The sequence below is a fragment of the Microbacterium testaceum genome (assembly GCF_001476285.1).
GTDB classification, from domain to species: domain Bacteria; phylum Actinomycetota; class Actinomycetes; order Actinomycetales; family Microbacteriaceae; genus Microbacterium; species Microbacterium testaceum_B.
The window spans coordinates 1-21,867 of the sequence record NZ_LDRU01000033.1 but is presented as its reverse complement, the minus strand read 5'-3'; the positions used below and the strand labels follow the sequence as shown (position 1 = coordinate 21,867).

The 21,867-nt window shown below is 69.8% G+C and carries 17 protein-coding genes; 9 read left to right on the top strand and 8 right to left on the bottom strand.

The genetic code is table 11. The features are described from left to right. Nucleotide 1: 1 nt before the first annotated feature. The 6 genes from NS283_RS06815 to NS283_RS06790 are packed head-to-tail and all read right to left on the bottom strand — an operon-like array spanning nucleotide 2 to nucleotide 6,008. On the bottom strand, nucleotides 2-868 hold the full coding sequence (locus NS283_RS06815; RefSeq protein WP_058596124.1) for a phosphogluconate dehydrogenase C-terminal domain-containing protein: 867 nt from the start codon (nucleotides 866-868) through the stop codon (nucleotides 2-4). Next, on the bottom strand, nucleotides 865-1,659 hold the full coding sequence (locus NS283_RS06810) for a sugar phosphate isomerase/epimerase family protein (RefSeq protein WP_058596123.1): 795 nt from the start codon (nucleotides 1,657-1,659) through the stop codon (nucleotides 865-867). Before NS283_RS06810 ends, NS283_RS06815 begins: the two co-directional genes overlap by 4 nt. Then, complete coding sequence (locus NS283_RS06805) at nucleotides 1,656-2,423, bottom strand: triose-phosphate isomerase family protein (RefSeq protein ID WP_058596122.1); 768 nt, start codon at nucleotides 2,421-2,423, stop codon at nucleotides 1,656-1,658. Before NS283_RS06805 ends, NS283_RS06810 begins: the two co-directional genes overlap by 4 nt. Beyond that, nucleotides 2,423-2,893, bottom strand: coding sequence for a ribose-5-phosphate isomerase (locus tag NS283_RS06800; protein ID WP_058596121.1), 471 nt, complete (start codon nucleotides 2,891-2,893; stop codon nucleotides 2,423-2,425). Before NS283_RS06800 ends, NS283_RS06805 begins: the two co-directional genes overlap by 1 nt. Next, a complete protein-coding gene (locus tag NS283_RS06795) occupies nucleotides 2,890-4,641 on the bottom strand; it encodes a dihydroxyacetone kinase family protein (protein WP_058596120.1) in 1,752 nt (583 codons plus the stop codon). The genes NS283_RS06800 and NS283_RS06795 overlap by 4 nt, the downstream gene beginning before the upstream one ends. Then, nucleotides 4,638-6,008: an MFS transporter gene (locus tag NS283_RS06790; RefSeq protein WP_058596170.1), complete on the bottom strand. Its 1,371-nt coding sequence runs from the start codon at nucleotides 6,006-6,008 to the stop codon at nucleotides 4,638-4,640. The genes NS283_RS06795 and NS283_RS06790 overlap by 4 nt, the downstream gene beginning before the upstream one ends. Before the next feature lie 100 nt (nucleotides 6,009-6,108). On the opposite strand from NS283_RS06790, the gene NS283_RS06785 reads away from it, so the two are divergent. Together NS283_RS06785 and NS283_RS06780 are read left to right on the top strand one after the other, a co-directional pair. Then, nucleotides 6,109-6,837, top strand: coding sequence for a FadR/GntR family transcriptional regulator (locus tag NS283_RS06785; protein WP_058596119.1), 729 nt, complete (start codon nucleotides 6,109-6,111; stop codon nucleotides 6,835-6,837). Nucleotides 6,838-6,911: 74 nt separating this feature from the next. Further along, nucleotides 6,912-8,159 (top strand): Fic family protein, encoded by a 1,248-nt coding sequence (locus NS283_RS06780; RefSeq protein WP_058596118.1) that lies wholly within the window; start codon nucleotides 6,912-6,914, stop codon nucleotides 8,157-8,159. Nucleotides 8,160-8,273: 114 nt separating this feature from the next. Here the strand turns inward: NS283_RS06780 and NS283_RS06775 are convergent, their stop codons facing one another. Then, nucleotides 8,274-9,302 (bottom strand): LacI family DNA-binding transcriptional regulator, encoded by a 1,029-nt coding sequence (locus tag NS283_RS06775; protein ID WP_058596117.1) that lies wholly within the window; start codon nucleotides 9,300-9,302, stop codon nucleotides 8,274-8,276. 133 nt (nucleotides 9,303-9,435) lie between these two features. Here NS283_RS06775 and NS283_RS06770 point away from each other — a divergent pair, with 133 nt between their 5' ends. The 7 genes from NS283_RS06770 (at nucleotide 9,436) to NS283_RS06740 (ending at nucleotide 20,020) form a co-directional block, all read left to right on the top strand. Further along, nucleotides 9,436-11,625, top strand: a complete 2,190-nt coding sequence (locus NS283_RS06770; RefSeq protein WP_081317293.1) for an alpha-galactosidase — start codon at nucleotides 9,436-9,438, stop codon at nucleotides 11,623-11,625. Then, a complete protein-coding gene (locus tag NS283_RS06765) occupies nucleotides 11,622-12,566 on the top strand; it encodes a carbohydrate ABC transporter permease (RefSeq protein WP_440589440.1) in 945 nt (314 codons plus the stop codon). Before NS283_RS06770 ends, NS283_RS06765 begins: the two co-directional genes overlap by 4 nt. Nucleotides 12,567-12,575: 9 nt before the next feature. After that, complete coding sequence (locus NS283_RS06760; RefSeq protein ID WP_081317292.1) at nucleotides 12,576-13,538, top strand: carbohydrate ABC transporter permease; 963 nt, start codon at nucleotides 12,576-12,578, stop codon at nucleotides 13,536-13,538. An 85-nt stretch (nucleotides 13,539-13,623) separates the two neighbouring features. Beyond that, nucleotides 13,624-14,985 (top strand): ABC transporter substrate-binding protein, encoded by a 1,362-nt coding sequence (locus tag NS283_RS06755; RefSeq protein ID WP_058596116.1) that lies wholly within the window; start codon nucleotides 13,624-13,626, stop codon nucleotides 14,983-14,985. 103 nt (nucleotides 14,986-15,088) lie between these two features. Then, complete coding sequence (locus tag NS283_RS06750) at nucleotides 15,089-17,983, top strand: hypothetical protein (RefSeq protein WP_058596115.1); 2,895 nt, start codon at nucleotides 15,089-15,091, stop codon at nucleotides 17,981-17,983. Between the two features lie 55 nt (nucleotides 17,984-18,038). After that, nucleotides 18,039-18,665 carry a hypothetical protein gene (locus NS283_RS06745; protein WP_058596114.1) on the top strand — a complete coding sequence of 209 codons (627 nt, stop codon included), beginning with the start codon at nucleotides 18,039-18,041 and terminating at the stop codon, nucleotides 18,663-18,665. Nucleotides 18,666-18,721: 56 nt separating this feature from the next. Continuing rightward, complete coding sequence (locus NS283_RS06740; protein WP_058596113.1) at nucleotides 18,722-20,020, top strand: COG1470 family protein; 1,299 nt, start codon at nucleotides 18,722-18,724, stop codon at nucleotides 20,018-20,020. 32 nt (nucleotides 20,021-20,052) lie between these two features. Here the strand turns inward: NS283_RS06740 and NS283_RS06735 are convergent, their stop codons facing one another. Continuing rightward, a complete protein-coding gene (locus tag NS283_RS06735; RefSeq protein ID WP_058596112.1) occupies nucleotides 20,053-21,837 on the bottom strand; it encodes a DUF5605 domain-containing protein in 1,785 nt (594 codons plus the stop codon). Nucleotides 21,838-21,867: the final 30 nt, after the last annotated feature.

Sequence of the window (21,867 nt, the reverse complement as noted above, 5' to 3'; positions counted from 1 at the left end):
CTCAGCGCTCGATGTGGTCGAGGTGCAGCATGCGCGCGAGGTTCTTGTCGAGCTCGTCGTCGCGGAAGATCTTCTTCCAGTCGTCCTTGATGATGCTCTCGCGACCGTAGTCCATTGCGATCAGGCACGCGTCGCTGAAGGGGTTGTCGCCGCGCAGCCCGTTCGCGAGCGCCACCTGCGTGTGGCCGTACAGGATGCTGCGCGCGGCCGCCTCGGGAACGCCCATCGTGTGGATGGCCTCGTCGAGCGCTTCGTTGAGCAGCGAGCCGATCATGCACGCGACCGTCTCGACGAGCGTGGGCTCGAGCTGTGCGAGCTGCTTGATGCTCACCCAGTGCACGTCGATGACCGGGGCGTAGATCGCGCGGACGGTGGCCTCGACGATCGCCTTCTTCTCGGGGTCGTCGGACTCGATCGCGGCGATCGCGTCCTGCGGGGCGGCGATGCCGCCGAACGTGTCGGCCCACTCCTCCTTCGTCGTGCGCTCGAGGAAGACCGAGGGATGGCAGGGGTGGGCGACCGCCTGGATCACGTCGTCGCGCGTGGTGAGCAGGCCCGCGTAGGCGGCGGCGGGGTCGAGCGTCAGCACGATCGCGCCGGCCTTCAGCTGCGGGACGAGCTCGGCCGTGACCGCACCGAGGGCGAGGTCGGGGACGGCGAGCACCACGATGTCGGCGTCCGCGACCGCGACGGACGCATCGGTGAGCTCGCGGCCCGCGGCGATCGTGCGCTCGCGGCCCGCGGGGGAGTTCTCGACGTAGGCCACGGGGTGGGCGGTGCGCGCGAGGTTGTTCGACACGCGCATCCCCATCTTCCCGCCCGCGCCGATGACGGCGATCGAGTGGAGGTCGGTGGTGGTCTCGGTCATGGGGTGCTCCTCAGGTAGTCGATGGTGGTGCGGGTCCATTCCCGCTCGCGGCGAAGGGTGGTCTCGGCATCCCCCTGCCAGGGGAGCCAGTGCTCGACGATCTCGTCGATTCCGCGTTCGCGCGGTCGGACGGTTTCGAGCAGGTGGGGGTAGTCGTGCAGCCCGGAGCCCATCGGCGCGCCGGTGTACTCGAAGCCGACCCAGCCGTCGCGGCGCTGGAAGGCGAAGTCCTTGACGTGCACGTTGGCGACGAGTTCGGCGCACGTCTCGACGCAGGTGGTGGGCTGCTCCAGGCGTGCCACCACGTTCGCGGGGTCGAGGCAGATGCCCAGGCTCTCGCTCGACAGCGACCACACCAGGTCGACGAGATCGGCCGTGGCGACCTGTTCGTAGGTCTCGAGGGCCAGGGTCACCCCCGCATCCTCGAAGGACGGCAGGGTGTCGGCGAGCCAGAGTTCGGCCTGGCCGAGGGACGGCGTGCCCTCCGGCCCGCTGAGCATCGAGCGGATCAGCCGCGCGTCGAAGACCTCGGCGAGACGCAGGAAGCGTTGCAGCCGCTCGGGCGTGAGGCCCTTGGTGCCGAGCTGCACGGTGAGCCCGAGGTCGCGGGCGGCGGCCGCGGCCTCGGACAGCTCGCGATCTCCCATGTGCTCGAGGGGAGCGAAGTCGCAGATCTGGAAGAGGTCGACGTCGAGCGCGCGGGTGGACTCGAACGCCCCGCGCAGCGTGAGGGGCTCGGGGGCCATGGCCGAGTGCTGCCAGAAGAACGCGTAGGTCCCGAGGCCGATCATGCTCGTACCTCCGCGCGGGTAGCGGCCTCGTCGAGGACACGTCGGAGCTGCGCGGGATCGTGGGCGAAGCGCCCGAGGAACAGGCCGTCGACCGCGCCGTCCAGGACGGTGAGCAGGCCCGGTCCCGCCGAACCGCCGTAGACGACCGCGCTGCCCGCGCGCGCGGGGAGCGCGTCGAGAGCTTCGCGTAGCGCCCGGGTGACGCGCACGATGTGCGGAATGGATGCCGGAGACTCCGCGCCGATCGCCCACACCGGCTCGTAGGCGACGGTGACCGCACCCGCGGGGGCGCCCTCGAGATCCGCGTGCAGCTGCGCCACGACGGTCGCGGCAGCGGCGTCGGAGTCGGCTCGCTCGGTCTCACCCAGACACAGCAGAGGAGTCAGACCCGCCGCCAACGCCGCCGTGGCTTTCGCCGCCGTGTCGGCGTCGGTCTCGCCGAACAGGCGCCGGCGCTCGGCATGGCCGATCTCGGCGTACGAGACGCCGATCTCCGCGAGCTCCGACGCCGCGATCTCACCCGTGAAGGCCCCGGCCGGGTGCGCCGAGACGTCCTGCGCGCCGATCACCACGCCCGTTCCGGCGAAGGCCTCGAGCGCCGCGGGGATCTGCACGTAGGTGGGAACGACGACGAGCCGCACGGCGCCCGAGGCGATGGCCGGTGTCTCGCGGACGACCGCGGCGACCTCGTCCATCCACGCGAGAGCGCGGGCGTGCCCGAAGTACGTCTTCAGGCTCACCCCCACCCACACGGGCGCGGTCATCAGCAAGATCCGGTGTTCTCGTACGCGGTGAGGACCGCGACCTTCTCGGCGCTCGCCGAGGAGTCGTCGAAGCGGTAGGTGAGCCACTCGCGCACGAGGCGCCGGGCGAGCTCGATGCCGACGACCCGCTGTCCCATCGTCAGCACCTGCGCGTTGTTGGACAGCACCCCGCGCTCGACGGAGAACGAATCGTGTGCCGTGACCGCGCGGATCCCCGGCACCTTGTTGGCCGCGATCGCCACACCCAGTCCTGTGCCGCAGATCAGCAGGGCCCGGTCGGCCTCACCGTTCGCGACGCGGGAGGCCGCTTCGATCGCAACCGTCGGGTAGGGCGTGTGGCCCTCGACATCCACTCCCACGTCGATGACCGACACGACGCCGTCGTTCGCCTCGAGGTCGCGTTTGAGGATCTCTTTGTAGTCGAAGCCGGCGTCGTCGGAGCCGACCACGATGCGCAGGGGAGAGGTCATGAGGGGGTTCCCTTCTCGGAGGCGGACGCCAGGACGTCGGCGACCGCGGCGGTGATGAGTGCGAGTGAGACGGCGCCCGGGTCGGGGGTACCCACGGCGTGTTCGCCGTGGGTGCGGGCGCGGCCCTTGCGGGGCAGCAGGTCGGCGGTCGCGGTGGCGGCGCGGTCGGCCGCGACGGCGGCGGAGCGCCAGGCGGCCGAGAGCGAGGCACCGCCGTCGACCCCGTGCGCGAGGGTCGTGGCGAACGGCACGAGCGCATCGACGAGCGTCTTGTCGCCCAGCTCGGCCTTGCCGTAGTCGGTGACCGCGCGCGAAGCGGCGGAGACGCCGGCCGCCACGTCGGCTGCGGTCGGGGTTCCGGTGTCGCCGAGCGTGCGGGCGATCGCCGCGAGCATCACTCCCCACAGCGCCCCCGAGGTTCCGCCCGCGCGATCGGCCCAGGCGTCGGCCGCGCGCTGCAGCGTCGTGGCGGCCCCGGCGCCCGCGTCGGCGGCGGCGTCCGCCGCCGCCCGCGCCGCGTGGGACCCGCGCTGCATCCCGATGCCGTGGTCTCCGTCGCCGGCGACGGCATCCAGGCGCCCCAGCTCGTCGACGTGCGTGTCGATCGTCTCGGCGATCGCCGTCACCGCGAGACGCACGGTATGTGCCGTCGCGCGCGAGGAGTCATCGGCATCCGGGATCTCATCGGTGGCCTCGGCCTCGATCGCGGATGCCGACACGCGCTCGGTCGCGGTGACGGCTCCGCGGCGGTAAGCGGGCGTGTCGACGGGGTGCTCCCACAGTGCCGCGAGCTCGTCGTCGAGCCAGTACAGCGTCAGCGACGTGCCGGCCATGTCGAACGAGGTGCAGTACTCGCCCACGTGCGGATCGACGATCTCGATCCCGGCTCCTTCGAGGAGTTGCGCGATGCGCCGATAGACGACGAACATCTCCTCGTACTTGAGCGAGCCGAGCCCGTTCAGCACCGGCACCACGCGGGCGCCGGACACGGATGCCACGCCCTCGGGCACTTCGGCGGGGTCGAGCAGGGCCGCGACGAGCATCTCGGCGAGCCCGTCGGCGGTCGGGATGTCGGTCTCGTCGATTCCCTGTTCGCCGTGGATGCCGAGCCCCACCGCCATGCGGCCCTCGGCGACGGTGAACAGCGGGTCCTCGGCGCCGGGGAGGGTGCAGCCGGTGAACGCGACGCCGAAGGAGCGGGTGCGTTCGTTCGCGAGCGCGGCGACGCGGGCCACGCCGTCGAGGTCGTCGCCGCGTTCGGCCGCGGCCGCGGCGGCGCGGAAGACCGTGAGGTCGCCCGCGATGCCCCGCCGGCGGCGGCGTTCCGCGACCGGCGCGGAGGAGATGTCGTCGGTGACGGTGACGGTCCGCGCGTCGATGCCCTCGTCGCGCAGGCGCTGCTCGGCCGCGTCGAAGTTGAGGACGTCGCCGGCGTAGTTGCCGTAGGTGAAGAAGACGCCGCCGCCGTTGTCGGCGGCCTTCGCCGCGCCGTACACCTGCTGCGTCGAGGGCGAGGCGAAGAGGTTGCCCATCGCCGCGGCGTGCGCCAGGCCCGGGCCGACCAGGCCGCCGAAGGCGGGATAGTGGCCGGAGCCACCTCCCACCACGACCGCGACCTGGCCGGCCGGCGAGGTGGTCGCGCGGGCGACCCCTCCCGGGATGCGGCGGACGTAGCGGCCGTTGGCGGCGACGAAGCCGTCGATCATCTCGTCCGCGAAGGCCGCGGGCTCGTTCCAGAGGCGGGTCACCGGGTCGACTCCTCGACCTCGACCGGTGCGGGTGTCGCCGCGGGCGCGGAGGCCGTCCGGCGAGCGAGGACCGCCATGAGGATCGCCGACACCAGCATCACGGCGCCGACGATGAACATCGGCACCTCGTAGCCGCCGGTCCAGTCGTGCACGGCGCCGGTGACGTACGGGGCGCTGAAACCGGCCAGGTTGCCGATCGTGTTGATCAGCGCCACGCCCGCCGCGGCGGCGGCGCCGGTGAGGAACTTCGTGGGCAGCGTCCAGAAGTTGGGCAGCGCCGCGAAGATCGCCATCGCGGTCAGCGTGATGACGGCGATCGTCAGGGCGGGCGAGCCCGCGAACAGGGCCAGCGGGATGCTGACCGCGCCCACGAGCGCGGGGACCACGATGTGCCACGTGCGCAGGCCTCGACGCGAGGCGTCGCGCGACCAGAAGTACATGGCGATCGCCGCCGGGACGTACGGGATCGCGGTGATGAGGCCCTTCTGGAACACGTCGAAGCTGGCTCCGGTCTGCTCCTGGAACCCGTTGATGATCGTGGGCAGGAAGAACGCGAGGGCGTAGAGGCCGTAGATGAAGCCGAAGTAGATGAAGGAGAGCATCCACACGCGGCCGCTGCGGAAGGCGAAGCGCGCAGAGACGTGCTTCTGGCTCGCCGCGGTCGCGGCCGACTCCTTCGCCAGGGCGGCGGTCAGCCACTCCTTCTCGTCGGCGGCGAGCCAGCCGGCGTCGGCGGGCTTGTCCTTGAGGTAGAACCACGCGATGACACCGATCACGATCGCCGGGATCGCGACGCCGAAGAACATGAAGCGCCAGCCCTCGAGGCCGAAGAACACCCCGTGCTGCTGGATGAGGGCACCGGCCAGGGGTGCACCGATCACGGTCGTGAGCGGCTGGGCGAGGTAGAAGAGCATGAGGATGCGACCGCGGTGCGCCGCGGGGACCCACAGGCTGAGGAAGAGGATCGCGCCGGGGAAGAAGCCGGCTTCGGCCACACCCAGCAGGAAGCGCAGGACGACCAGCTGCTCGAAGTTCTGCACCCACGTGAACAGCAGCGCGACGATGCCCCAGGTGACCATGATCCGGGCGAGCCAGCGGCGGGCGCCGAAGCGGTGCAGGGCGAGGTTCGACGGCACCTCGAGAAGGATGTAGCCGACGAAGAAGACGCCCGAGGCGAAGCCGAACTGCGCGGCGCTCAGGGCGAGGTCGTCGTTCATGCCGTTCGGGGCGGCGAAGCCGATCGCGGTGCGATCGAGGTAGTTGATGAAGAACATCAGGGCGACGAAGGGGACCAGTCGCCAGGCCACTTTTCGAATGGCGCGGCGGGCGACGTCGGGTTCCGTCGCGCGGGGGTGAGAGGTGTCCACGGTGACTCCGTTCGATGAGGACGCTGCGGTGCGCATGTCCATATTGGCTAACCGGTTGACCAATTGCAAGCGCAACTTCGTCGGGCGCTAGGTTGAAGTCGTGCCCGCCTACCCCGCCGACCGCAGTCACGAGATCGCGGCCGCTCTCGAGGCCCTCCCCGCGGGGTCGCCGGTCAGCGAGGTCGCGCGTCGCCTGCTCGACCTGTTCACGACCGGCTCGATCGCGCCGGGGACGCGCCTTCCCGCCGAACGCGCGCTCTCCACGACGCTCGGCGTCGGTCGTTCCGCGGTGCGCGAAGCGCTCGCGGCCCTCGAGATCCTCGGCATCGTCGACGTCCGTCCCGGGTCGGGTACCTACCTGCGCGGCACCGCGAGCGCCCTGCTGCCGCAGACGCTCCGCTGGGGACTGCTTCTCGGTGAGACCGACACCGGCGAGTTGCTCGACTTCCGAGCCGGACTCGAGATCTACGTCGCCCGTCTGGCCGCCGAGCGCGCCGACGCCGTCGCGAACGAGCGCCTCGCCGCCACGCTCGCCGACATGACGCGCTCGCAGGGCGACCTCAACGCGTTCGCCCGCGCTGACCGTGCCTTCCACGACGCCCTCGGCCTCGCCGCCGGGAACGCGCTCCTCGTCGACCAGCTCAACGTCGTCCGCTCGCTCCTGCAGGTCTACGCCGATCGCGCGGTCCAGAGCGCCGACGACGCGACCCGGGCCATCGCCGAGCACGACGCCGTGCACCGCGCGATCCAGGCGCGGGACGCCGACGCGGCGGCATCCGCGATGGCCGTGCACATGGCGACGGCGTCGGCTCGTCTCGTGGGTGAGTGACGGCGGCTCTCCACAAGGGTCGCACTCGTTTTTATGAGATAGTTCCTTAAGTCATAAATTTCGGGGGACTTCTTATGGGTTCTGACGAATCGTCGACGCCCGTCCGCGGTACCGCGGGAGAATCGGGCGAGCAGCCCGTCCCGTCGTGGCCGGCGATCGACCATGAGAAGCGCGAGTGGGTGCCGGCTGCTGCCATGGGGATCCGCGCCGCGCGCGCGGGTCGAGCGAGTGTCGCCTACGACGCATCCGTGCCGCCGTTGATCGCCTCACGGCACCCCGTCCTGCTCCCCGAGGTCGCGGCTGACGCGGACGAGGCGGCGGCTGAACTCGCACGGTTCGATGCGGAGCTCGGTGGCAGGGTGTCCGGGTTCGCCCCGGTTCTGCTTCGTTCGGAGGCCGCTTCCTCGTCGCAGATCGAGAACCTCACGGCATCCGCACGCGCGATCTTCTCCGCCGAGCTCGGGGCCAAGGGGTCTCGAAACGCGGAGCTGGTCGCCGCGAACACGCGCTCGCTGCAGGCGGCTCTCGACCTCGCGGAAGAGATCACTCCCGCGAGCATTGCATCGATGCATCGGGCTCTCATGGAGCTGCAGCCCCGACACACCCCCGGCGAGTATCGCCGCGAACAGAACTGGATCGGCACACGCGGGGACTCTCCCGTCGGGGCCGAGTTCGTCCCGCCTCATCACGATCGCGTCGCGGCCCTCGTCGACGACCTCGCTGAGTTCGTTGCGCGCTGGGACGTGCCGTCACTCACTTCCGTTGCGATCGCCCACGCGCAGTTCGAGACGATCCACCCTTATACGGATGGCAACGGTCGAACGGGGCGAGCCCTCGCGCAGTCGATGCTCCGCTACCGCGGCGTCACCCGGAACGTCGCTGTTCCCGTGTCTGCGGGCCTCCTCGCGGACGTCGAGGGCTATCACGCCGCGCTGACCGCGTACCGCGCGGGTGACCCCAACCTCATCGTCCGCGCGTTCGCATCCGCGGCTTTCCGTGCGGTGTCCAACAGCCGGGAGCTCGTCTGCGACATCGACGCGATACGCGCGTCCTGGAACGATCGGCTGACTGCCCGCCGCGACTCGAGCGCCTGGAGACTCCTCGACATCTTCGCGTCCCGACCCGTTCTCGACTCGGCGACCGCCGCCCGGGAGCTCGGGGTCGCTCAACCCAACGTCTATCCGCCGCTGAAGGCACTCGTCGACGCCGGGATCGTCCGCTCGAAGGCGGAGCACAAGCTCGGTCCCTTCTGGCGGAGCGAGGAGATCCTGGACGCTGTCGATGCGTTCGCCGCGAGAGCGGGGCGCCGCCAGCGCGGGTGAGGAGCGTCGCTCGCCACTGACGCCTCGCGGGCCCGAGCTGCGTGGTTCCGCGGGCGCCACGACACTCGTTCGAACGCGAGACCGTCGACGCGGGGCGGACCCCCGCGGGTGTCTTTACGCGGTCGCGCGCTCTTGCGAGGGCGCCGCGCTGCTCTCTCGGACGATGAGCGTCGGGGTCACGGCTGAGTCCGCGGGGCGCCGGCCCTGCGCCAGCCACTCTTCGAGGAGCCCGAACGTCCGGCGGCCGAGGTCGACGAAGTCCTGCCGGACCGTCGTGAGTGCCGGCATCCACATCCGCGCGAACGGCTGGTCGTCGAAGCCCACGATGCTGACGTCCTCGGGGACGCGTCGACCGTTCTCCTGGAAAGCGCGCGCCGCGCCGATGGCGAGCTCGTCGTTGCCGCAGAGGAGCGCGGTGATGCTCGGATCGCTGGTCAGCTTCTGTGCGGAGTCGTACCCCGAGGTGGGGGAGTAGCTCGCCTGCACGATCGGCGGCACGGTCGCGCCCGCTTCGAGAAGCGCTTTTCGCCATCCCCACGCGCGTCCGCTGCGCGGCCTGGTCGCGGGGATGGCGAGGTGGTGCACGGTCGAATGCCCGAGGGAGAGCAGATACCGGGTGGCCTCGTAGCCTCCGGCGGCATCCTCGAGGAAGGCGTGCGGGGTATCGCCCGCCGCGCGACGAGCACCGGCGGCCGCGACGACCGGCAGCGACGGCGGGAGAGCCGCGAGGGTTTCGACGCCGACCTTGTCGAACTCGATCACGATGGCCCCCGCGAGGGGATGGGAGAGAGCGGTGTTCACGGCGCGTGAGATGTCGTCGGGGTCTGCCGACTCGACGACCGCGATCAGGACGACGTACCCGGCCGCGCGCGCGGCCTCCTCGATCCCCTGCAGGGTCGCGGCGTACCCGTAGCGGATGGTGTTGCGGGCGAACACCGCGACGGTCGAGCGGCGGCCGCTGACGAGGGACTGCGCGGCCGCGTTGGGGCGGTAGCCGAGTTCGGCGACGGCGGCCTCCACTTTCGCTCGCAGTGCGTCGCTGACGCGGGTGCGGCCGGAGAGCACGCGAGAGACCGTGGACAGGCTGACCCCGGCCTTCGCGGCGACGTCGACGATCCCCGGGACGTGGTGATCGAGGGACATTCGGACAGCCTAATGACCAACGTTCATCTTTTCTCAGCGAAAATCTTGACCAACGTTTGCAGAGCGCGTCGGTGCGTGCTAGCTTGACCAACGTTTGCAGGCCCGATGTCGGGTCGAGAAAGGCGAAGAAGCTTTGACCACTCAGGTGATCTCCGAACTCCCCGGTGAGCTCGATGCCCCGTGGGAGTCCGTCGTGGCGCTGCGTGCCTCGGGGGTCTCGCTCATCCTCGGCCTGCCCGACGACGCGCTCCCCTTCGTCATCCACTGGGGTGCCGACCTGGGGGTGCTGGACGACAAAGCCCTGCGCGAACTCGCCGCCCACGCCCTGCCTCCGCTCGCCACGAACGGTGTCGACACCAGCGTCATCGCCTCGGTGCTTCCGGAGAACTCGCGCGGGTGGACGGGAACGACCGGGCTGGCCGGACATCGCTCGGGGCGAGCGTGGTCGACGAAGTTCGTCCCGGTGAGCGTCGATGTCGCCGACCGCGCGGACCAGGGTGGGTCCGTCACCGTGCACGCGGTCGACGTCGACGCCGACCTGAGCCTCAGCGTCTCGATCGACCTCCTCCCGAGCGGACTCGTGCGGTTGTCCGCGGGCCTCACCAACGCCGGCGACAGCCCCTACACGCTGGACGGGCTGCAGCTCGCGATGCCGGTTCCCACCCGGGCGGACCTGCTCTTCGACCTCGCCGGGCGGTGGGGGAAAGAGAAGGTCCCGCAGTGGCGCGCGTTCACCGTGGGCACACATCTGCGCGAGGGGCGTCACGGACGCACGGGGGCGGACGCGGCCACGATCCTGACCGCCGGCACGCCCGACCTCGATTTCGGCCAGGGCGAAGCGTGGGGTCTGCACGTCGCCTTCAGCGGCAACCACCGCACGCTCGCGGAGCGGGCGTTCTCCGGAGAACGTCTCCTGTTCGGCGGAGAGCTGCTGCTCCCCGGTGAGATCCAGCTCGCGCCGGGGGAGACCTACTCGACGCCGCAGACCTTCGCTGCCTACGGTGCCGGCCTGGACGAGGTCGCCGCCCGGTTCCACACGTATCTGCGCGCGCGCCCGAGCCACCCGCGCACCGCGCGTCCCGTCGTGATGAACGTGTGGGAAGCCGTCTACTTCGACCACGACCTGACCCGGATCCTCGCTCTCGCGGACGCTGCCCAGCAGGTGGGGGTCGAGCGGTTCGTCCTGGATGACGGATGGTTCGGTTCTCGCCGAGACGACACCTCCGGCCTGGGCGACTGGGTCATCGCCGAGGACGTGTGGGGCGGCGGCCGGTTCCGCGCCCTGGTCGACGGCGTGAAGCAGCGCGGAATGCAGTTCGGTCTCTGGTTCGAGCCCGAGATGGTGAACGTCGCCTCCGAGCTCGCGGCATCCCATCCGGAATGGCTGCTGCAGGTTCCCGGTCGCTTGCCCATCGACTTCCGTCACCAGCAGGTGCTCGATCTGTCGCACCCGGGCGCGTTCGCCCACGTCGAGCGGCAGATCGTCTCGCTCGTGCGGGAGTACGGGATCGACTACATCAAGTGGGACCACAACCGCGACCTCATGGATGCCGGATCCACCCGCACCGGTCGGGCAGGAGTGCACGAGCAGACGCTCGCGACCTACCGACTCCTCGACGCCATCCGGGCGGCGTGCCCGGGCCTCGAGATCGAGTCGTGCTCCTCCGGCGGAGCCCGTGTCGACCTCGAGATCCTGAATCACACCGATCGTGTCTGGGCATCGGACTGCATCGACGCGCGCGAGCGGCAGCAGATCCAGCGGTGGACGGCGCAGCTTCTCCCTCCGGAGGTCGTGGGAAGCCACGTCGGCGCGGAACGCGCGCACACCACCCGCCGCCACTTCGATCTGGACTTCCGTGCGGCCACAGCGCTGTTCGGCCACTTCGGGATCGAGTGGGACCTCACCGCCGCGAGCGCCGAAGAGCGCGCCCGTCTCGCGGAATGGGTGGCTTACTACAAGACCGTGCGCACTCTCCTGCACACCGGGAGCACCGTTCGGCGGACGCTGGAGAGCGGCGACCTGTGGCTGCACGGGGTCGTCGACCCGGATCACGCGCGCGCCCTGTACTCGCTCACTCTCCGGGAGCGGCACATCACCTGGCCTGCTGGGCGCGTTCAGCTCCCGGGGCTCGACCCCGCTCGCGAGTACCGGGTCACGGTCGCGGGTCCCGGGGCCGACGCCACGTACGACCCCCGAATCCACCCCTCCTGGTATCGCACCGGCATCGTCCTCACCGGCTCCGCCCTCGGTGAGGTGGGCGTGCACGTCCCCGCCCTCGATCCGGACACCGCAGTTCTGCTCGATGTGGAGGCCCTCACGTGAACACCCGCACCCGTACCCTCGACACGCGCGCTCTCGACACCCGCGCGATCGTCGCCCCGAAGGCCTCGCGCCGCCGACGCGGTGACGCGAAGATCGCCCTGTTCTTCATCGCGCCCGCAGCCCTCGGGTTCCTCGCGTTCTACCTCATCCCCTCGCTCCGCGGGATCTGGTTCAGCTTCACCGACCAGAACCTCATCGGAGCGGGGAAGTTCATCGGTCTCGACAACTACACGCGCATGTTCGGCGACCCGCTGTTCTGGAACGCCCTGTGGGTGACGCTCGAGTACGTCGTCATCAACATCGGCGTGCAGACCGTCCTCGCCGTCGGGATCGCGGTGCTCATGCACCGTCTCACCCGATCTGCGGTGATCCGCGGCATCATCCTGCTGCCGTACCTCGTGGCCAACGTCGTCGTGGCACTCGTGTGGTTCTGGATGATGGACTACTCCACCGGCATCATCAACGTGTTCCTCGACTTCGTCGGGGGAGACCGGATGGCGTTCTTCGGCAACGAGCATCTCGCCATCCCCACGATCGCTCTCATCAACGTGTGGCGGTACGTCGGCTACACCGCTCTGCTGGTCTTCGCCGGGCTTCAGACCATCCCCACGCAGCTGTACGAAGCGGCGGCGTTGGACGGAGCGTCCGAGGTGCGGATGTTCCGCTCCATCACCCTGCCGCTCCTGCGCCCGGTCCTCGCGCTGGTCCTCGTCATCACCGTCGTGGGGTCTTTCCAGATCTTCGACACCGTGGCCGTGACGACGGAGGGCGGACCGATCAACTCGACCCGGGTCATCTATTACTACATCTACCAACAAGCCTTCGAGCGGTTCGACCTCGGCTACGCCTCCGCGATGTCGGTCTTCCTCCTGGTCGTGCTCGCCGTCGTCGCGTACTTCCAGCTGAAGATCATGCGCTCCAACTCGTCCGACCTGGCATAGGAGATCCCGATGACCGCCACCGCCACGCCGCCTCAGACCCGTTCGTCGGTGTCCCCGTCCTCGCGGCGAGAAGAGCACACTCCCGCTCGTCGCGCCCGTCGCATCAACGTCGGTCGGATCATCGCGTGGGCGGCGCTGATCGTGCTGCTCTTCGTCACGCTGTTCCCCTTCTACTGGATGCTTCGCACCGCCCTCTCGACCAATACCGCCCTCTACACGAATGCGGGAAGCCTGCTGCCGGTCGAGTTCAGCTGGGGAGGATTCTCGCGCGTGCTCGGACTGTCGTCCCCGGAGCAGGCCGCCGCCGAGGGCGGGACGACGGGGTCGATCAACTTCTGGCTGTACCTGCGCAACACCGTGATCGTCGCGACCGTCATCACCGTCGGTCAGGTGTTGTTCTCGTCGATGGCGGCCTACGCGTTCGCCCGACTGGAGTGGAAGGGACGAGACGCCGTCTTCTTCCTCTTCCTGACCGCGTTGATGATCCCGCCGATCTTCGTACAGCTGCCGAACTTCATCCTCGTCCGCGACCTGGGCCTGCTGAACACACTGGCCGGCATCATCCTGCCGTTCTTCTTCATGACGCCCTTCGCCATCTTCTTCATGCGCCAGTTCTTCCTCGGCATCAGTCGCGAGGTCGAGGAGTCGGCCAAGATCGACGGCGCCGGCCACCTGCGCATCTTCTTCCGCATCGTGCTGCCCATGTCATCAACGCCGCTCTTCACCCTCGCGCTGCTGACCTACATCACCGCGTGGGGCGAGTACTTCTGGCCGCTGCTCGTCGGACGCGCGGACGACTCCCGCGTGCTGACCGTCGCGCTCGGGATCTTCCGATCGCAGACCCCTCAGACCGGACCCGACTGGGCCGGGCTGATGGCGGGAACGCTCATCGCGGCACTCCCGATCTTCGTCCTGTTCGTCCTCTTCGGCCGGAAGCTCGTCGACAACCTCGGCTACTCCGGCATCAAGTAGGCCCCCCGGCCCCGATCTCCCGCCCGGCGACCCGAACCGCCGGGCGGGAACCGCAACGCACCTCCACATCACGAAAGGCACTCCCATGCGCACCATCTCACGCAGGCGCCGCACCGTCGCGGTCGCCGCTCTCGCCGCGGCGGTTCCCGTCATCCTCGCCGGCTGTTCCTCCGCGGGCAGCAGCGATGCGGCGGAAGGCAAATCGATCACTTACTGGCTCTGGGACAGCAACCAGCAGCCCGCTTACCAGCAGTGCGCGGACGACTTCCAGAAGTCCTCGGGCATCACGGTGAAGATCGAGCAGTACGGCTGGTCCGACTACTGGCAGGGGCTGACGACGGGCTTCGCGTCGGGCACGGCCCCGGACGTCTTCGCCGACCACCTCTCGTACTACCCGGAGTTCGTCTCGCAGGGTCAGCTGCTCGACATCTCCGACCGGGTCGAGAAGGACGGCATCGACCTCGGGATCTACCAGGAGGGCCTCGCCGACCTGTGGACCACGCAGGAGGGCGGCCGGTACGGCCTCCCGAAGGACTTCGACACCGTCGCCACGTTCTACAACGAGAAGATGGTGACCGACGCCGGGTACACCGCCGACCAGCTCGCCGATCTGGCCTGGAACACCAAGGACGGCGGCTCCTTCGAGAAGCTCGTCGCGCACCTCACGGTCGACCAGAACGGCGTCCGCGGTGACGAGGCCGGCTTCGACAAGACGAAGGTCGCGGTCTACGGCCTCGCACTGAGCGGCAACGGCCTCAACGCGAGCGGGCAGCAGACGTGGTCGCCCTACGCGCTGGGCAACGACTGGTACTACGGCGACAAGACACCGTGGACGAGCTCGTGGAACTTCGGCGACTCGGAGTTCGCCGACACCCTCTCGTGGTACAAGGGCCTCATCGACAAGGGCTACATGCCCAGCGTCGACATCGCGCTGTCGGAGCAGGACCCGCTCAACGGGTACCTCGCCGGTCGCTACGCCCTCGTCACCGACGGCAGCTGGATGAACGGCTCGTACCTCGGTCAGAGCGAGGTCCCGACCAAGGTCGCGCCGACTCCGGTCGGCCCGAGCGGACAGCGCGCGAGCCTGTTCAACGGCCTCTCCGACGGCATCTGGGCCGGAAGCAAGAACCAGGATGCCGCGTGGGAGTGGGTGAAGTACCTCGGCTCCGCCGCGTGCCAGGACGTCATCGGTGAAGCCGCCGTCGTCTTCCCCGCAGTCAAGAGCTCGACCGAGAAGGCCGAGGCCGCCTTCACCGCCAAGGGCTGGGACGTCACCGGCTTCACCGAGCAGGTGACCGACGGCACGACCAAGCTCCTCCCGATCGCCGACCACTGGTCGGACGTCAACGACACCATGAAGGCCGCGATCGAGTCGTACCTGAAGGGCGCCTCCGACGCGAGCGCCCTGAAGGCCGCGAACGATCAGGTCAACGCGCTCTTCAAGTGACACCCCTTCCGGGGCGCTCAGCGCTCGGCATCCGCTGGGCGCCCCGGAACCCACGACCCGCACGTCCCCCTTTCCTCACCGCACCACGTACGAAGGAGTACTCGTGACCATTCCCCGCGCCCGCACGCGCGTCACGCGCGCCACGGCATGCACCGCGTTGTCCGCGCTGCTGCTGTCGGGCCTCAGCCTCAGCCTCGGCGTCGCCGCACCGGCCAGCGCCGCGACCGTCGACGTCATCGGCGTCGACTTCAGCAAGACCGACGGCGCCGTCCAGGGCGGCGCTTCCGGCATGCTCTACGGCCTGTCCGACGACGGCGTCCCCACGGATGCCATCATCGCCGGCGCCCACCCCACCAATCTGACGCAGAAGGCTCCCCACGGCGCCCAGCACCCCAACGGCGACCCCCTCGAGGTCGAGGGGGCGTTCTTCGAGAACGGGGGGAAGTACATCATGACGAACATTCAGGATTACTACCCCGACTGGGCCTACAACGGCGGAAAGCGCCCCTCCGACTTCTCGACCTACCTCGACATCGTCCGCAAGGTCGTCAAGAGCATCGTCGACGAGTCGGACCACCCCGAGAAGTACGTCTTCACCCCCTTCAACGAGCCCGACGGCGGCAACTGGTACGCCGACTGGGGAACGATGAAGGACACCTACCTCCAGGACTGGAAGGCCGTCTACCAGGCGATCAAAGAGGTCTATCCGGAGGCGAAGATCGCCGGCAACGGCGACACGCGGTGGCAGTCCACTCGCACGCGCGACTTCCTCACGTACGCCCAGGCGAACAACGTCCTGCCCGACATGTTCACGTGGCACGAGCTGGGGCGCAGCAGCCTGCAGTACTTCCGGCAGCACCTGGCGGAGTACCGCAAGATCGAGAGCGACCTCGGCATGACGGCACTGCCGGTCAACATCACCGAGTACGCGATGCGGCGCGACATGTCCGTGCCGGGCAACCTCGTGCAGTGGCTGTCGATGTTCGAGGACGAGAAGGTCGACGCCGAGACCGCGTACTGGACGTACGCGGGCAACCTCAACGACAACATGGCCAAGAACAACAGTGCCAACGGCGCATGGTGGTTGCTCAAGTGGTACGGCGATCTCAGCGGACAGACGGTGGCCGTGACCCCTCCGTCGCTGAACGCCCCCGACACCCTGCAGGGCCTCGGCGCGATCGACACGTCGAAGAAGCAGGCCACCGTGCTCTTCGGCGGCACAAACAACACCACGCGCCTCGACCTGTCCGGGCTCGACCCGGCCGTCTTCGGCAACACCGTCGACATCCAGATCCGCGAGGCGGAGTGGTCGGGACAGGAGGGCGAGGCGCAGGCCCCGCCGGTCGTGGTCACCAAGCGCGTCGCCGTCGGTGGCACGATCCAGGTGGAGGTGCCCAGCACCAACCGCCTGGACGCCTACCAGGCCGTCATCACTCCGGCCCTGCCCACCGCGCCCGTCGTCGATTCCACGTGGTCGACGAGCATCGAAGCCGAGAACACGGTCCTCAAGGACGTGACGGCCTACAACCAGGATCCGGCCGCGGACTGGACGTTCTCGGCATCCGGGGGTCGTGACGTCGGGTCCACCAACAAGGTGACCTCGTCGCTGACGTGGACCGTCGACGTCCCCACGACCGGCACGTACCGCTTCGGCGCGATCGCCGGCGTCAACGGAACCAAGATCGGGCCCGGCAAGCACGCGCTGTTCGTCGACGGTCAGAACGCCGCGACGATCGAGTACGAGGCGGGCTTCGACTGGAGCTACCGCGGTCGCGGTGAGACCACCGTCCAACTCACGCAGGGGCGGCACGAGCTGTCCGTGCGGATGAGCGCGGACGGGTCGACGCTGCTCCCCGGATCGGACGTCTCGCTGGACCGGTTCGACCTGACCCGCATCGACGGGCCCGAGACGACCACGTACGCGGCGGTGCTCTCGCGCACCACGGGAACCCTCGACTACGCGAAGGGAGCCGTGACCCTGTCGGGCGACAGCACGGCGACGTTCTTCCCGTCCGCGCGCGAGACCGGGTACTACGACGTGGCGATCCGCTACTCGACCACCGGGGCCGCCGGCCTCGGCGTCACGCTCAACTCGCGCAGCATCAGCGGGCTGGGAGCGGACAAGGCCGGAACGTGGACGTCGACGGCTCGCGTGCACCTCGCCGAGGGCATCTCGGATCTGCGCATCGGCTCCGCGCAGGGCGCCGCCGTGCAGTCGGTCACCGTCACGCGTGCCACGGACGGCGACACGGCGACGGTGCGTGTCGAGGGCGAGGACAGCTCGAAGATCGCGCTGCACGGCACCGCCCGCCTCGAGACGCCGGGCCAGCCCACCAACGTCTCGGGTCAGCAGCTCGGATGGCTCGGCGGCAGCGCCGACAACTACGCCACCCTGAGCCGCCCCGCGGGCCTCGGAGCGGGGGCGTACGACCTGACGGTGCGGTATTCCAACGCGCAGAAGAACACCGGTCACGCCTACAACACCGACGTGATCACGCGGTTCCTCGATGTCACGGAGGACGGGGGCGCCACCACGCGCGGCGCTTTCCGCAACAACTACACCTGGAAGGGGTTCTGGACCCACACGGTCCCGCTCGACCTGACGACGACGACCGGCTCGCTCCGACTGGGCAACAGCACGGGCAATGCGCCGAACATCGACTGGCTCGCTCTGTCGCCCCTCGTGACCAAGACCACCAACACCGCGGATGTGCTCCTCAAGGCGGATGCCACGGCATCCACGCGCAAGCTCGCGGGCAAGGTCTACCTCACGGTGGACGTGACCAACACGTCGTCGGTCGCGGTCGACGTGCTGATCGACACCAGCTACGGGAAGAAGACCTTCTCGGCCGTCCAGCCCGGCAAGAAGGTCAGCGTCTCGCTGAACACCACGAAGACGTCGATTCCCGCGGGGCGGGCGACGATCACGCTGAGCGGCACCGTCAACGGCGTCGCCGCGACGCAACAGCTCACCGCTGCGTACAACGCGCAGAACTGACACCTCGGTGGGGGCGGGCGACCGCCCCCACCGACCCCACCCGAAGGGACAACCCATGCGTACCCATCTCGTGCTGGGCGCGACCGCGCTGACGGCGGCGCTGCTCATCAGCGGCGGATCCGCCGTCGCCGTCGCCGCGCAGCCCGGTACCGACACCGACATCGGTGTCGACGTCGACATCACCTCACTCACTCCGCCCGGAGCGCTCACCATGACCGTCGCGCCCGGTCGGGCGACGCTGACCGAGAACGGATCGACCGATTCGGTGCGGCAGTTCACCGGATCGCTGCCGCAGGTCACCGTCACCGACACCCGCACCCCCGATCAGCTCGCCTCGGGAGGGTCGTGGTACGTCCTCGGCAGCTCGAGCGCCTTCACCGCCGAGGGCGGTGCGACCATCGGCGCCGACCACATCGGATGGAGCCCGCGGCTCGTCTCGGGCGATGAGGCCTCGGTGTCGGTCGGCGGCGACGTCGGCACGTCGCTGGATCCGAACACCGGCACCGACGCCGCGACGAACCGCGGACTGGTCGACAAGGAACTGCTCGCCCTCGGCGACCCGCAGTCGGTTCCCGACGGAGGAGTGAGTTCGACGGCGACGGCCGACCTCACGCTGAAAGTCGAGCCCACGGTGAAGGCGGGCACGTACTCCGCCGTCATCACCCTGTCTCTCTTCGAATGATCGACCGGTGCGGCGTGCGAGGTTCCCGACCCGCACGCCGCACCCGAAGGGATCTCATGCGCGCCCTCCTCGGACGACTGCTCCTGGCCGTCGTGATGGCGACGTCCACCGTGCTCGTCGCGGGAGCACCCGCGCACGCCGCCGGCTCCGTCAGCTGGTCGGTCGAGCCCGTCACCGCGGCCGGCGACGCGACCGGTCATCCGTGGGTGGAGCTGACGATGGACCCCGGCACACGCCAGGAGCAGTATCTGCGCGTCACCAATCGCGGTGCCGCGGCCGTGGTCTTCTCGCTCTCGGCAGCCGACGGCTACTTCACCGAGACCGGACGGTTCACGATGCTCCCCGTGGGACGATCCTCGGTGGATGCCGGCACGTGGATCACCCTTCCGGCGTCCGTCTCGGTCGACCCCGGTGCCAGCGTCGTCATTCCCTTCACGGTGGACGTGCCGGCGAATGCCACGCCGGGCGATCACCTCGCCGGTGTGGCCGCGGGCGTCTTCTCCGAACAGGACACGGTGGGCGTCGAGTCGCGGATCGGATTCCGCGTCCTGACCCGCGTGACCGGAGACCTGGCCCTCGCCGTGAGCTCCGCCGCGACCGCCGACTACCAGCCGTCCTGGAACCCCTTCCTCCCGGGGAGACTCGAGGTGCACCTCTCGACCCGGAACACCGGCAACACGCGCCTCACCGCCCAGAACGAGATCGCCGTGACCGGCCCGCTCGGGCTCGCGGCCCGGACGACCCGCTCCGACCCCCTCCCCGAGCTCGCTCCGGGCGACGAGAGGTCGTCGACGGTCACCGTCGAGGATGTGTGGCCGCTCTTCGCGATGACCGCTGTGGTCACCGCGACGGCATCCGACGCGGGCGGGAACAGCGACGGCGTGACCGCAACGGCCCGCGTCACGGTGCCCGCGATGCCCTGGGGTCAGCTTCTCGTCGCGGGCTGCGCCGTCGCGCTCGTCGCGCTCGCCCTGTGGGACCGGCGTCGGCGTCGGCGTCACTGGGTGGACATGGTGGAGCAAGCGCGGGAACAGGGACGTCGGGATGCCGCGACCGGCGTCTGGACTCTCGGCATCGCCGTGCTGTTTGCGTTCGGTGCCTTCGGGGTGGCTCCCTCGCCCGCCCACGCGTCGGAGCCGGTCGATGTCACGGTCGACATCTCACCGCACCCCGAGCCGAAGACACCGGCGAGTCCCGGAACCGGGCAGGCGCTGGCGCAGACGGGTGCCCCTGTTTCCGTGCTGCTCGCCGTCGGCGGAGTGGTCGTCGTCGGGGGTGGGGCGACGGCCTGGACGATCTCGCGGCGTCGAGAGGCGCGGCGCGCGTCGTCGCCGCCGACCGAACCGTCATCCTGATCGTCGTCGGGCGCGGAGCACAGCCAGGCGCGTCACACGCGCGACAGTCGCACCGCCACGAACTGCCGACCCGGAAGCTCCACCCGGGCGGTGCCGGAATGGATGCCGTCGACCCGGTCGATCGTCATGTTCCAGGTGTCGATGACGTCGATGGCCCAGTCGCCCTCGCCGAGAACGACGTTGCGGAAGCGCGGGCGGTTGAAGCCGAAGTAGGCGACGCGGACCGAGCCGTCGCTCGACTGCGCCCACGGCACGTCCCAGTCGGAGGGGGCGGGGTCGAGCACGCCGCCCGGCACCTCGGCGAGCACGCACTCGAGGAAGCCGATGCGCGCGGGCGAGGAGCCGTGCAGCACGCCGCCCTTCGCCCACCAGAGGACTTCGCGGTCGGGGCCGGCGGCATCCGGGACCTCCACCTCGCCCACCGGGGTGGGGAGATAGGTCTCGCCGTGGCCGACGTAGCCGCCGCGAACGGCGCCCTCCCAGAAGCGGCGCGTCATCTCTTCGCCGGTGATGTTGCCCCAGCCCTGGTCGATGTCGCCCTCGTAGGCGCACTCGTCGATCACGACGGGCTTCCCCCAGCGCTCGCGCCACTCGTCGGTGTTCTCGGCGGTGCGGTACACGTCGACGCGCTGGATGCTGACGTGCGTGATCCACGGACGCGAGTAGTCGTAGAACGGACGGCAGTTGTGGATCGAGTTGAGGTGGTCGGCGTGGTCCTCCTCGCCGACGATCGCCGCGAGGCGCTCCCAGTCGTCCTCGTCCTTCGCCCAGACGAGGTCGTACTCGTTCGCCATCGACCACCACACGTTCGAGAACGCGGCGAGGCGGCGCACGACGTACCGGACGTAGCGGTCGTCGACGGCTGGCCCCAGGTCGGCGAAGCCCCAGCGGTCGTACGCGTGGAACAGGATCAGGTCGGCCTCGATCCCGCGTTCGCCGAGCTGGGCGATGCGCTTCTCGAGACGGCGGAAGTGCGCGGGGTCGAAACGCTCGAGGTCGAAGCCGTCGGCGAGAGAGCCCGGGAAGACGAAGTCGTCGGGCTCGTTGGCGTTGAAGAGGTACGACTTCGGGAACAGGCACATGCGGATCTTGCGGAACGGTCCGTCGGTGAGCGTCTCGAGCGTCTGCTCCTGCAGCGCGTCGGGCTGGTGGGTCCACGCGTAGGCCGTGGTGCCGAGCGGGCGGTGGCGCGTGCCGTCGGCGTGCGCGAAGTGGAAGCCGTCGACGCGGACCGGACCGTGCGCCCCGTCGAGCGCCGTCCCCACGTGAGCCTCCCCGGTCAGGCCGTCGAGCGAGCGCGCGGTCGCGGTGGTCGAGAACGTCCAGCGGCCCTCCTGGTCGGCGAGCACGCGCACGACCCACTCGCCGTCGCCGTCGTAGAAACCGCCGACCCGCACGGTCGAGCCGTCGGGGCGCGCGAAAGCGGCGTGCAGGTCGACGTCGACGAAGGGGTTGCCGTGCGAGGGGCCGTCGATGCGCACCTCGAGCACGCCCCACCGGCTCGCCTCGGCGACCGGGCGGATGACGGCGGAGGCGCGCTCCACATCGTCACCCTCGTAAGCGGGGTTCGGCGCGATCGCGGGGGAGTACGCCGGACGTTCTGCCGCGTCGCCGATCTCGGCGAGCTCGGCCCACAGCTGCGCGCGCGCCTCGGGCGACTCGAGCGACGGCACGAGCGCGACGAGCGACCCCAGCCGGCCGCCGCGGAACTGCGCGGCCATGGGCGAGGCCGCGAAGCCGGGCATCAGGCGCTCGAGCACCGCGCGGGCGCCGGGGTGGTCGAGGGCTTCGCCGAAGGTGGAGCGGCGGTCGAACATGGGAACTCCTCGGGGCAGGGGGTATCGGGC